We start from the raw sequence: 11,874 nt of genomic DNA, 5'->3' as shown, positions 1-11,874 counted from the left end.
TTACTCTCGATGGTAAGGATGATTGGCCGTGATACTCCATGCTCGATAGAGACTTTCGGCCATAACCACACGCACCAGTGGATGAGGCAGAGTTAACGGTGATAATGACCAGCTTTGTTCGGCGGCCGCTTTGCAGCTTGGTGCTAGCCCTTCTGGTCCACCAATTAAAATAGACACATCTCGTGCATCGAGTTTCCAACTTTCTAATTGCTCTGCCAACTGCTCAGTATTCCAAGGTTTTCCGGGGATATCGAGCGTAATAATTCGATTTCCCTTGGGCACGGCGGCGAGCATGGCTTCGCCTTCTTTTTGTAAAATACGTGCAATGTCAGCATTCTTTCCACGTTTACCCGCCGTTATTTCGACTAATTCCAATGGTAAATCATGAGGAAAGCGTCGACGGTACTCTTGAAAGCCTTCTTCAACCCATTTCGGCATTTTAGTGCCGACGGCGATCAGTTGAATTCTCACACTTAGCCCCAGAGCTTTTCTAATTGATATAAAGCGCGATGCTCTTCTTGCATGACATGGAGCATGGTCGAACCCATATCTAACACGACCCATTCACCCTCTTTCTCGCCATCCATACCGAGAGGTTCTAGGCCGATTTTTTTTACTTCATTGGCAATGTGATCAGCAATCGAAGCCACATGGCGTTTTGATGTGCCAGTACAAATTACCATGTAGTCAGTCACACTCGATTTGCCTTGGACATCAAGGGTAACGATATTAACGGCTTTCATGTCATCGGCTTTATCAGCAAGGAAATGGGTAAGTTGTTGTTGCTGTTGCAATGGTGAATCCTCATAGTATGGTTCGTTGATGATGGTCATCAAGGGTTATTCTGCTTCTAAAAAAGCGCCGTAGTATAACACGCTTTTAAGTCGGTAAAGCGACGTTTGCTTGCGGTAAACAACATTGTAAGCTCAGTTGCTGCATCAATGGCCAAATGGGTTGAACATATTGAGTTTTAGCCAATAATTCACACTGAGCAAGCAGTTGCAACAGATGTCGCAGTTGCGGCACGGATAATCGCTGTAGAGCGGCAGAATAAAGTGGTCGTTTGGTTTGCCAAATCCGATGTTGGTTAAAAAAGACAGTACCTATCGCTTGTGTTTCTAATGCCTGCCGCATCTGTAACAATTGAAATAGTTCTTTTTGTACCGTACGGATTAAGATAATCACTTCAGTCTCTTCGGCAGCCAGTTGGCGTAAAATGCGTTGCGCTCGGTTGGCCTTACCTTCGAGTAAGGCATCGATCCAGTGGAAAGCGGTAAACTGGTTGTGGCGACTGAGTGACTCTTCTAAACGTAATAATGTTAATTGCCCATCAGGATAAAGAAGTACTAATTTTTCGAGACTTTGTACCAAAGCCAGTAAATTGCCTTCGTGCCATTGAGCGAGCATTTGAATCGCTTCATTATCCGGTTTTAAACCTAGAGCTCGGCAGCGCGCTGCAACGAACTGAGGTAAACGAGAAAGTTCGGGAGTCAAACAGTTAACCCAACAAGCTTGTGCGCTTAATGCTTTAAACCAAGCCGTATTTTCTTGTGCTTTAGCCAGTTTGCCACCGATGATCACCAATAACACATCAGGACTTAGAGTACTGGTTAAGCTGGCGAGTTCTTTACCTAATGCTGCGTTAAAGCCACTATCAGCGACTTCTATTTCAACGATCTGGCGTTGAGAAAAGAGACTCATTGATTGGCAACAATCATACACCTCGTCCCAATTAAGAGAAGCATCGGCATTAAAACGGTATTTCTCAGTAAATCCTTGCTCTCGCGCTTTGCGTTCAATCGCTAAACGTGATTCTTGAATCAATAAAGGTTCATTACCCAAGATTAAATAGATAGAAGAGAGCGAGCGGTTGAGGGTTTCGCTGAGTTTATCGGCGTACAATCGCATGGTTAACCCTATAACATATTAATGGTATTTGAGTTATCAAGCTCAGATTGAGTTTGGACGTTAGAGTCAGTCTCTTCAAAACTGCCATTAGGAATGCTGGCCTTTAGGCGAGCCATTTGGCGAATAATTTGACTGGCGGCCAGTTTACGCATTTCGTCGACAATCATTTCTCGTTCAGCTGATTTTGCTAATGCAGTCAGTGGGTTATCCAAGTAACTTCGGGTTACGCTGGTAGAAAATGTCTTAGTCCCAACGTCTGGTATGGTGACGCGATAAGAAGTGTTAAACGTCAGTTCTTTTTCGGCAGCGCGAGTGTTTTGATACAGCGACAAGGTTCGTTCACTCAGGCTTTCCCCATTGAGATGCAAATTAGCTACATTGCTTGCAGGTTCAACGAGTTGGATCTCGTTCATGCGCAGTTGACCTTTGACCAGCCGTGTTAAGGTGCTGTATTGATCGTTACTGGTCAGAGACATCATACTCAACTCTTCTGGAATGTCGTAGTCTCCACGTAGATGGAAGCCGCAGCCAGCAAGAAATGTTGAAGTGATCAACAAAAGAATCAACCAAGGTCGAGTTGTTACAGGCAATATAAAACGCATGGGTTATTAGTTCTCGTCAGTGAGTTTACTTATCTTAGCTTACCTCGTTCGATAAACTGAGATAAGTAAACAGGGCACAAGCCCTGTTTACTTGCTGATAACGAAAGGCAGCTTAGTCTATTTCGGTGGTCAGCTCGATATTGATGACCACCATGAATAGTAAGCGGATAACCTAACGTTGCTTGGCTATACAGACAATCAGCTTAGCGATTAGTTCGCCACAATATTGAGCAGTTTGCCCGGTACGTAAATAACTTTACGAATGGTTAAACCATCAGTAAATTTCTGTACGTTTTCATCTTGTAGACCAAGCGCTTCAACCTGTTCTTTGCTGGCATCCGCAGCAACGGTTAATTTACCACGTAACTTACCATTAACTTGCAGGACAACCAGTTTCTGATCTTCAACCAATGCTGCTTCGTCGTATGTCGGCCACGTTGCTTGGTCAATATCCGCTTCACCTAGTGCTTGCCACATTTCAAAACAGATATGTGGTGCAATAGGGTAAAGCATTAAGGTGATGGCTTTGGCCGCTTCATCCAAAATAGCTCGGTCTTGTTCAGACTCTTGTGGCGCTTTAGTGAGTTTATTCATCAGCTCCATGATCGCAGCAATCGCCGTGTTAAAGGTTTGACGACGAGCAATATCATCAGTCACTTTAGCAATGGTTTTATGCACATCACGACGCAGCGCTTTTTGGTCGGCATTTAAGGCATCGCTTTGTACCGCAACCGCAGCGCCTTTAGCGGTATGTTCAGCGATGAGCTTCCATACCCGTCTTAGGAAGCGGTTTGCTCCTTCAACACCAGACTCTTGCCACTCCAATGTCATATCGGCAGGCGAAGCGAACATCATAAATAAGCGTACTGTATCTGCACCGTATTTATCGACCATCTCTTGCGGGTCAATGCCGTTATTTTTTGACTTAGACATTTTGATCATGCCTGAGTGCTCAACTTGTCGGCCTTGATGATCAATCGCTGAAATAATGCGACCTTTACCATCGCGTTCTACTTTAACATCAGTAGGTGAAATCCACTCTTTGGTGCCTTTTTCATTGCTATAATAGAAAGCATCAGCTAATACCATGCCTTGGCAAAGTAATTGTTTGAATGGTTCATCGGAGGTGACATAACCAGCATCACGCAATAGCTTATGGAAAAAGCGTGAGTAGAGTAGATGCATACAAGCGTGTTCAATACCACCGATGTATTGATCAACCGGTAGCCAGTAGTTGGCTTTAGCTGGGTCTAAAATATCGTCTGCTTGTGGTGAGCAGTAACGTGCGTAATACCAAGAAGATTCCATAAAGGTATCAAAAGTATCGGTTTCACGCAGAGCTGGTTGACCATTAAATGTAGTTTCAGCCCACGTTTTATCGGCTTTAATCGGACTGGTTACACCATCCATTGTGACATCTTCAGGCAGGATTACTGGTAATTGGTCGGCAGGGACGGGATGAACTTGACCATCTTCAGTGGTGACCATTGGGATGGGGGCACCCCAGTAGCGCTGACGAGAAACGCCCCAGTCACGTAGACGGAAGTTAACGGTCTTTTTACCTTTACCTAGCGCTTCGAGTTTTGCTGAAATGGCATCAAAAGCCGCTTGGAAAGTTAGGCCGTCGAATTCACCAGAGTCAAACAGTACGCCTTTTTCTGTATAAGCTTGCTGGCTGATATCTAACTCGCTGCCATCTTCAGGCTTAATCACCGGGATGATATCTAAGCCGTATTTGGTGGCAAATTCGTAATCGCGTTGGTCGTGTGCCGGAACGGCCATTACCGCACCAGTACCATAGTGCATTAGTACGAAGTTCGCGACATAGATAGGCACTTCTCGGCCATTTAAAGGATGGATAGCCGTCAGGCCCGTCGCCATGCCTTTTTTCTCCATCGTCGCGAGTTCGGCTTCGGCAACTTTGGTGTTTTTACACTCTTCGATAAAGGCCGCAAGTTGCGGATTATTGGCAGCAGCTTGAACCGCGAGAGGGTGCGCGGCGGCAATACCCACATAGGTAACCCCCATCAGCGTGTCTGGGCGAGTTGTATAGACTTCCAGATCTTGCGCCTGATCTTTAACTTGGAAGCTCAGTTCTACCCCTTCAGAGCGGCCGATCCAATTGCGTTGCATGGTTTTAACCATTTCTGGCCAGCCGTCAAGATTATCTAAATCATCAAGCAATTCTTGCGCGTAAGCGGTGATCTTAATAAACCACTGTGGGATCTCTTTTTGCTCAACAGGCGTATCACAGCGCCAGCAGCAGCCGTCTTCCACTTGTTCGTTAGCAAGTACGGTTTGGTCATTAGGACACCAGTTTACTGAGGAGGTTTTCTTATAAACCAACCCTTTTTCGTACAGTTTGGTGAAAAACTCTTGTTCCCAACGGTAGTATTCAGGACGGCAGGTAGCGAATTCACGACTCCAGTCATAACCAAAGCCCAGTAATTTGAGCTGGTTTTTCATGTATTGGATATTTTCGTAAGTCCATGGCGCTGGTGCTGTTTTATTTTTAACGGCAGCATTTTCGGCCGGCAAGCCAAACGCATCCCAACCAATCGGTTGCATGACGTTTTTACCTTGTAAACGTTGGAAGCGAGAAACGACGTCACCAATCGTGTAGTTACGTACGTGGCCCATGTGCAGTCGACCGCTTGGATAAGGAAACATCGAAAGACAGTAGAATTTTTCTTTATTTGGGTCTTCACTTACAACAAAGGTTTTGTTGTTGTCCCAGTGCTGTTGAACTTTCTGTTCAATATCTTGCGGGTTATATTGATCTTGCATCGATGACATCCGGTTATCTTGGAATTTGTGAGTTCGGTTCGAACAGGTAGTAATAGATCAACATAGAATACCTAAAGCGGCACAGCACAACAATAGCCAATACGACTGAACGAGGTGACTTATGCCAAAACAAAAAGCAGGTTATGAGGCGTTAGTAGAAGAAGTGCTCGAAACGTTGAAACAAAGTCCAGAAGAGTTAGAGCATATTTTAGACACGTCGGGTAAGATCGTGGCGGCGGCCAATGACCTGACTCAAGATGAATTAGCGCTGATTTCGGCTTATGTTAAAGCGGATTTAAAAGCTTTTTCTGAACAGTATGAGCAGAGTAAAACGGGGCCATTTTATTTAATGATTGCTAATTCTATCTGGCAAGGGCTGTTGGATATTACGGATAAAACTAAAGTAGAGTGGGTGGAGCTATTTCAAGATCTTGAGCATCAAGGTGTCTATCAAGCTGGGGAAATGATTGGGTTGGGGATCTTAGTGTGCGAAAGTTGCAATCATAAAGTTGAGTATAATCACCCAACAGAAATAGTTCCTTGTCTGCGCTGCGGCCATAAATTATTTAGCCGTCAGCCTTTGCAACCTTAGCAAAAATCAAAGGGACGAACCCCAAGCGCGATATGGATAGCGCTTGAGGATAGATCGAGTGTTATTGCTGATTTAAGAGCGGCGAATCGTGATCATCCCTATGGCAAGGCTGACAATAACCCATAAATAGAGTGGCCAGCTCCCGAGTCGATGATAGGGCGTCTGTCCGCGAGTCGGAATGATCTCGGCTCTCAACACTGCCGTTTCGAATTGCGGGATTTGATGCGTGATTCGGCCATAATGATCGGTGATCGCGGTGACTCCGTTATTTGTTGAACGAATCAGAGGCTTACCAAGTTCTAAGGCCCGCATACGGGCAATTTCCATATGCTGCAATGGGCCAATCGAATCACCGAACCAAGCGTCATTCGATAAAGTCAGCAAAAAATCGGTTTGTTCGGTGACGTTGACACGAAGTTGTTCATTAAAGATGATTTCGTAACACAGTGCGGGGGCGAAGGCGAATCCTTTAGCGATGATATTCGGTTGAATATAATCTCCCCGACTAAATGAAGACATCGGTAGATTAAATAAGGGTGCCAATGGTCTTAACCACTCTTCGAAGGGGACAAACTCACCAAACGGTAACAAGTGATGTTTGTGATAGCGTTGAGTCACATCGTAGCGATACTCTGCATGTTCCGTCTCACCTAACGCTAAAATACTATTAAAATAGTGCCCCTGCTGGTCATGGTTTAAAATGCCAGTGATGACTGCGCTCTGGTTCATTTGTGCGGCTGAATCTAAATTGCTAAGAAATGAACCAATTTCTACTTCAAAAGCAGGGATGGCGGCTTCTGGCCAAATAATAATATCAGCATCCCAGTTTTCACGGCTCAGATCAGTATATTTCATGATGGTGGGCCAGCGTTGGCTGGGATGCCATTTTAAAGATTGCTCAACATTACCTTGGATAATCGCTACGCTAGTGGCTCGTTCTGGTTGCGGTGTTACCCACTGGACAGGGCGAAGTACGACACCGATGATAAAAATACCGATGGGCAGCAGTAAGTAGCGCCAAGCTTTATTTTGCCAAGCATAGGCGAATGAACCAGCACTGATGATCAGTAATAATGTTAATAGTTCAACACCCGCCAAAGGAGCGAAAGAAGCCAACGGCCCGTCGATTTGGCTATAGCCAAGCCATAGCCAGGGGAATCCGGTCATAACCCAGCCGCGTAACCAATCACTGAGTAGCCACAGTGCGGGCGCAGCGAAGAGAAAACGTGACCAATGAGTGGTTGAGAAAAAACGATTGAGAGTCCAAGCAAATAGGCCATTATACAGAGCGAGATAGGCAACCAGTAATAGCATCAGCAACAAGCCGGCTATTGTTGGCATGCCTCCGAAGGTATCAATACTGACATAGACCCAACTGATCCCAAAACCAAATTGCCCGAGTCCCCAGCCATATCCGAGTAGTGCGGCTTGTTTGGGCGTTTTCTTCTCTATAAGCAGTAATAAAACCAAAGGGCTGAGAATAGCGATAGGCCAGATTTGATAAGGGGCAAAGGCTAATGTGGTCAGCGAACCAAAAAAAACAGCCAAGATAGGCTGTAGGCGCTGTGGGATAAGATCTTTCATCCAGTCATGCTCTCATTAAGTGATTCAGGCAGAGAGCCTGAATCAGCATCGTTACCTTTAAGTTTGACGCGAATCGTCAGCGTTATGTTGATGGTTCGCGTCAAGGTTCAATGGCAGTGATTTTATGGTTACGTACCGTGACTGGCCGTTCTCGCTAGCGAGCTATTCTTCCATGGTTTCTGGAAGGGCTTGTAAGTCAGGAATAGTCACTTGCAGTTGGACTACTCTTCGGCTGTCGGCGGCAGTGACTTTAAAGTTATAGCCACTGATATCAATGACCTCTCCACGAGAAGGTAAATGACCAAACGCGGTCATTACCAAACCGCCAACGGTATCCACTTCTTCATCGCTAAACGAAGTGCCAAACGTTTCGTTAAACGACTCGATGGTCGTTAACGCTTTCACGGCGTAGGTATGTTTACTTAATTTACGAATATCCAGTTGCTCTTCATCATCGAATTCGTCCTCGATATCACCAACAATCTCTTCGAGAATATCTTCGATAGTGACTAAGCCAGATACACCGCCAAACTCATCTACGACAATCGCCATATGATAACGTTCCTCACGGAACTCTTTTAATAGGCGATCAACGCGTTTACTTTCAGGAACTACCACGGCAGGCCGAATGACTTCTTCGATATTGAAGGGAGCGCTGCTTGAGCCTAAATATTTGAGTAAGTCCTTCGCAAGAAGTATGCCTTCGACATGGTCTTTGTCTTCACTGATAACAGGATAGCGGGAGTGTTGAGCATCGGTAATGATCGCTATGAGCGTATCCATATCGTGGGTGCGTTCAACGGTCACCATTTGTGAGCGGGGGATCATAATATCCCGTACTCTCATCTCTGCAATTTCCATCACGCCTTCAAGCATGTCGCGTGTATCGTGGTCGATAAGGTCATTGATTTCTGAGTCTCTGATCACATCAACTAAATCTTGACGGTCTTTAGGATCTGTTTGAAACAGTTGACCTAGGCGTTCAAAGAAGGACTTTCTACTCGGACCTTCAGATTTTTCTTTTTTTCCTTCGGTCGAATAGGGCGAGTTATCGTCGTTCATTATTTCTCTTATTGGTAACGCTATCAGATGTGTGATAGCTCACATGTAAGCTTTATCCGCATCGTTTCCCAGCGAACCAAGCGGCAGTGGTTTTATGGTTACCTACAGCGCTTGGTTAATGGGGCGTATTGGCTTAGTTTTTCTCCGCTAAATATGGGTCATCAAACCCCATGTTTTGCATGATTTCGGTCTCAAGGGCTTCCATTTCGTCCGCGTCTTGATCATCAATATGGTCATAACCTAGCAGATGAAGAGTGCCATGTACAACCATATGCGCCCAATGAGCCATCAAAGGCTTCTGCTGTTCAAGAGCCTCTTGCTCAACCACTTGCCGGCAAATGACTAAATCTCCCAGTAGATCCAGTTCAATTTCAGCTGGGGCTTCAAATGGAAAAGATAGCACATTCGTCGGTTTATCTTTGCCACGGTAGTTTAAATTTAGCTGATGACTCTCCGCTTGATCAACCACACGAATGGTGACTTCGGCTTGAGATTGAAAAGGCGTTACTGCGGCGCTAAACCACGTTAAAAAATCATCAAAGCTAGGCAGGCCTTGCTCGTCTGCAACGGCGATTTGTAAGTCTAGTTCGATAGACATGACTAATGAGATTCCTCAGTATTCGATGCGGTTGTCGGCGTCATGTTCATTGATTCCCGTTCTTCACGACGACGTTGCTCATTGATTTTACGTTGTTTTTGATCTTCAGCTTCCCACTTTTCATAAGCATTAACGATACGGGCGACAACCGGATGACGAACCACATCATCAGCTAAGAAAAAGTTAAAGCTAATCTCATCGACTTCCTTGAGCACTTCGATGGCATGGCGTAGCCCTGAACGAGCACCACGAGGTAAATCGATTTGCGTTACGTCACCAGTGATCACTGCGCGTGAGTTAAAACCGATGCGGGTCAGGAACATTTTCATCTGTTCCACAGTGGTGTTTTGGCTTTCATCAAGGATGATAAATGCATCATTTAGCGTTCGTCCACGCATGTACGCCAGTGGAGCGACTTCGATAACGTTACGCTCAATGAGTTTTTCAACGCGTTCAAAACCGAGCATTTCAAATAGGGCGTCATAGAGTGGGCGTAAGTAGGGATCAACCTTTTGACTCAAATCACCGGGTAAAAAGCCCAGTTTTTCCCCCGCCTCTACCGCAGGACGAGTGAGAAGAATACGCCGTACTTCTTGTCGCTCTAGGGCATCAACCGCGGCAGCTACCGCCAAATAGGTTTTACCCGTACCGGCAGGACCAATCCCAAAGGTAATGTCGTGGGTGACCATATTGACCAAATACTGAGCTTGGTTTGGTGTGCGTGGTTTAATCACGCCTTTTTTGGTCTTGATGAAGACTTCTTTGCCATAAGTGATGGTAGATTCTTGATTTTGCTCGAGCACACCAGCTTCTTTAATCGCAAGATGAATACGCTCTGGCTCAATATCAGTAATATTGCCTTGCAAAGGTGCCGTGTCTACATATAGCGTTTTAATGATGTCTAGGGCGGCTGCGGCAGTATGAGGCTTGCCGACAATAGTAAAGAAATTGCTACGGTGGTTAATTTCGACACCGAGGCGACGCTCAAGATGTTTAATATTATCATCAAAAGGACCGCATAAGCTGGCTAAGCGGCGGTTGTCGGAAGGTTCGAGAGTGATCTCTAAAGTAACGATTTTATTGCTCAAATTGGCCTCTCAATAAATCATGAATAAGTAGCCGATGTTGACCGGCTACTCATGGAATGTTGTGACCAAAAACGTCAATCTTCCTCACACGTCATTATGAGGGGATATGCCCCATATCTATGGTGTGAAAGAAGCAACGCCTAAGGCATCTTCTCGGCGCGTTTTCGCCATCATCTGTGAAGGTGAAATAACGACGCGTAAGTTCATTTCTGACTCAGTACGGATCAGTTCACCACGTAGGGAATTGGAGAAAACATCGACGATCTTCACATCAACGAATTGACCAATCAGATCAGGTGAGCCCTCAAAATTAACGACACGGTTATTTTCAGTGCGTCCGCGCAGTTCCATCAAGTTTTTCTTTGATGGGCCTTCGACTAAAATACGCTGTTCAGTATCAAGCATCAAACGAGAATAACGCATCGCTTGGCTATTAATTTGTTGCTGAAGTTCATATAAGCGCTCTTTTTTCGTCTCTTCCGATACATCACAAGGGTAATCGGCGGCTGGCGTACCAGGGCGAGGTGAGAAAATAAAGCTAAAGCTCATATCAAAATCAACGTCTCTGATCAGTTTCATCGTAGCTTGGAAATCACTGTCTGATTCGCCAGGGAAGCCGACGATAAAGTCAGAGCTGATTTGGATATCAGGACGAGCTTTACGTAGCTTACGGATGATCGACTTATATTCAATCGCTGTGTGTGGGCGCTTCATCATGGTTAAGATACGATCACTGCCACTTTGTACTGGAAGATGCAGGAAGCTCACTAGCTCCGGCGTATCTTCATATACGGCGATGATGTCATCAGTAAATTCTAGCGGGTGACTGGTCGTGAAGCGAATACGGTCAATACCATCGATTGAAGCCACTAAACGTAATAGTTCAGCAAATGAGCAGATGGTCCCATCGTGCATTGGACCACGATAAGCATTGACGTTTTGCCCTAGGAGGTTGACTTCACGCACGCCTTGTTCGGCCAATTGGGCTATTTCATATAACACATCATCCATCGGACGGCTGACTTCCTCACCACGCGTATAAGGTACGACACAGTAAGTACAATATTTCGAGCAACCTTCCATAATGGAGACAAAAGCGGTAGGGCCTTCTGCTTTAGGTTCAGGTAAGCGATCGAATTTCTCGATTTCAGGGAAAGAGATATCCATCACAGGCGCATCAGTCGATTGTGATTGCTTGATCATTTCAGGCAAGCGATGCAAAGTTTGTGGGCCAAAAATCACATCAACAAACGGGGCGCGTTCACGAATATGATCGCCTTCTTGGGTGGCCACACAGCCGCCGACACCAATCACGACACCTGGTTTTTTGTCTTTAAGATTTTTCCAACGCCCGAGTTGATGGAAGACCTTCTCTTGGGCTTTTTCCCGGATTGAACAGGTATTAAGTAGAAGTACGTCTGCTTCCTCTGGCTCTTCAGTTAGCTCATAACCATTTGCCGCGTTGAGCAAATCGGCCATTTTCGATGAATCGTATTCGTTCATCTGACAGCCCCAGGTTTTAATTAGCAGTTTCTTACTCATCTCACTTTCGCTCGTTCAATAGTTTGTTCAAATAAGGATCCGCCATCACGACGGTAGCGGCGTATTGTACTGCTTTCGTTTGTGACTGACTAGGGTTAGAAATAAATTATA

General features: G+C 45.4%; 11 protein-coding genes. 1 reads left to right on the top strand and 10 read right to left on the bottom strand.

Going from position 1 to position 11,874, the window contains the following annotated elements; genetic code table 11:
* From rlmH to leuS, 5 genes are all read right to left on the bottom strand, one after another.
* The gene (gene rlmH, locus AACS00_RS00125) at nucleotides 1-471 is read right to left on the bottom strand and encodes a 23S rRNA (pseudouridine(1915)-N(3))-methyltransferase RlmH (RefSeq protein ID WP_110168106.1); all 471 of its coding nucleotides are present in this window, start codon (nucleotides 469-471) and stop codon (nucleotides 1-3) included.
* A gap of 2 nt (nucleotides 472-473) precedes the next feature.
* Nucleotides 474-833 carry a ribosome silencing factor gene (gene rsfS, locus AACS00_RS00120; protein ID WP_110168105.1) on the bottom strand — a complete coding sequence of 120 codons (360 nt, stop codon included), beginning with the start codon at nucleotides 831-833 and terminating at the stop codon, nucleotides 474-476.
* Between the two features lie 46 nt (nucleotides 834-879).
* A complete protein-coding gene (gene holA / locus AACS00_RS00115; RefSeq protein ID WP_110168104.1) occupies nucleotides 880-1,908 on the bottom strand; it encodes a DNA polymerase III subunit delta in 1,029 nt (342 codons plus the stop codon).
* 8 nt (nucleotides 1,909-1,916) lie between these two features.
* Nucleotides 1,917-2,510, bottom strand: a complete 594-nt coding sequence (locus AACS00_RS00110; protein WP_072668647.1) for an LPS-assembly lipoprotein LptE — start codon at nucleotides 2,508-2,510, stop codon at nucleotides 1,917-1,919.
* Nucleotides 2,511-2,720: 210 nt separating this feature from the next.
* The gene (gene leuS / locus AACS00_RS00105; RefSeq protein ID WP_110168103.1) at nucleotides 2,721-5,297 is read right to left on the bottom strand and encodes a leucine--tRNA ligase; all 2,577 of its coding nucleotides are present in this window, start codon (nucleotides 5,295-5,297) and stop codon (nucleotides 2,721-2,723) included.
* Nucleotides 5,298-5,418: 121 nt separating this feature from the next.
* On the opposite strand from leuS, the gene AACS00_RS00100 reads away from it, so the two are divergent.
* On the top strand, nucleotides 5,419-5,889 hold the full coding sequence (locus tag AACS00_RS00100) for a zinc ribbon-containing protein (protein ID WP_110168102.1): 471 nt from the start codon (nucleotides 5,419-5,421) through the stop codon (nucleotides 5,887-5,889).
* 72 nt (nucleotides 5,890-5,961) lie between these two features.
* On the opposite strand, the gene lnt is transcribed toward AACS00_RS00100, so the two are convergent.
* From lnt to miaB, 5 genes are all read right to left on the bottom strand, one after another.
* A complete protein-coding gene (lnt, locus tag AACS00_RS00095; protein ID WP_072668645.1) occupies nucleotides 5,962-7,473 on the bottom strand; it encodes an apolipoprotein N-acyltransferase in 1,512 nt (503 codons plus the stop codon).
* A 162-nt stretch (nucleotides 7,474-7,635) separates the two neighbouring features.
* On the bottom strand, nucleotides 7,636-8,535 hold the full coding sequence (gene corC, locus AACS00_RS00090) for a CNNM family magnesium/cobalt transport protein CorC (protein ID WP_110168101.1): 900 nt from the start codon (nucleotides 8,533-8,535) through the stop codon (nucleotides 7,636-7,638).
* A gap of 133 nt (nucleotides 8,536-8,668) precedes the next feature.
* Nucleotides 8,669-9,133: an rRNA maturation RNase YbeY gene (gene ybeY / locus AACS00_RS00085; RefSeq protein ID WP_072668643.1), complete on the bottom strand. Its 465-nt coding sequence runs from the start codon at nucleotides 9,131-9,133 to the stop codon at nucleotides 8,669-8,671.
* Nucleotides 9,134-9,135: 2 nt separating this feature from the next.
* Nucleotides 9,136-10,221 carry a PhoH family protein gene (locus tag AACS00_RS00080; protein WP_110168100.1) on the bottom strand — a complete coding sequence of 362 codons (1,086 nt, stop codon included), beginning with the start codon at nucleotides 10,219-10,221 and terminating at the stop codon, nucleotides 9,136-9,138.
* A gap of 117 nt (nucleotides 10,222-10,338) precedes the next feature.
* The gene (gene miaB / locus AACS00_RS00075) at nucleotides 10,339-11,763 is read right to left on the bottom strand and encodes a tRNA (N6-isopentenyl adenosine(37)-C2)-methylthiotransferase MiaB (RefSeq protein ID WP_110168099.1); all 1,425 of its coding nucleotides are present in this window, start codon (nucleotides 11,761-11,763) and stop codon (nucleotides 10,339-10,341) included.
* Between the last annotated feature and the right edge of the window lie 111 nt (nucleotides 11,764-11,874).

Source organism: Vibrio sp. 11986-1-5 (genome assembly GCF_963878025.1).
Taxonomy (GTDB): Bacteria; Pseudomonadota; Gammaproteobacteria; order Enterobacterales; family Vibrionaceae; genus Vibrio; species Vibrio injensis.
Note: the sequence above shows the minus strand (reverse complement) of the source record. Positions and strands in the feature narration are given on the sequence as shown.

Excerpts from the sequence above, each read along its gene's own strand:
- rsfS (WP_110168105.1), bottom strand. The coding sequence starts at position 833 with ATGACCATCATCAACGAACCATACTATGAGGATTCACCATTGCAACAG.
- holA (WP_110168104.1), bottom strand. The coding sequence starts at position 1,908 with ATGCGATTGTACGCCGATAAACTCAGCGAAACCCTCAACCGCTCGCTC.
- AACS00_RS00110 (WP_072668647.1), bottom strand. The coding sequence starts at position 2,510 with ATGCGTTTTATATTGCCTGTAACAACTCGACCTTGGTTGATTCTTTTG.
- leuS (WP_110168103.1), bottom strand. The coding sequence starts at position 5,297 with ATGCAAGATCAATATAACCCGCAAGATATTGAACAGAAAGTTCAACAG.
- AACS00_RS00100 (WP_110168102.1), top strand. The coding sequence starts at position 5,419 with ATGCCAAAACAAAAAGCAGGTTATGAGGCGTTAGTAGAAGAAGTGCTC.
- lnt (WP_072668645.1), bottom strand. The coding sequence starts at position 7,473 with ATGAAAGATCTTATCCCACAGCGCCTACAGCCTATCTTGGCTGTTTTT.
- corC (WP_110168101.1), bottom strand. The coding sequence starts at position 8,535 with ATGAACGACGATAACTCGCCCTATTCGACCGAAGGAAAAAAAGAAAAA.
- ybeY (WP_072668643.1), bottom strand. The coding sequence starts at position 9,133 with ATGTCTATCGAACTAGACTTACAAATCGCCGTTGCAGACGAGCAAGGC.
- miaB (WP_110168099.1), bottom strand. The coding sequence starts at position 11,763 with ATGAGTAAGAAACTGCTAATTAAAACCTGGGGCTGTCAGATGAACGAA.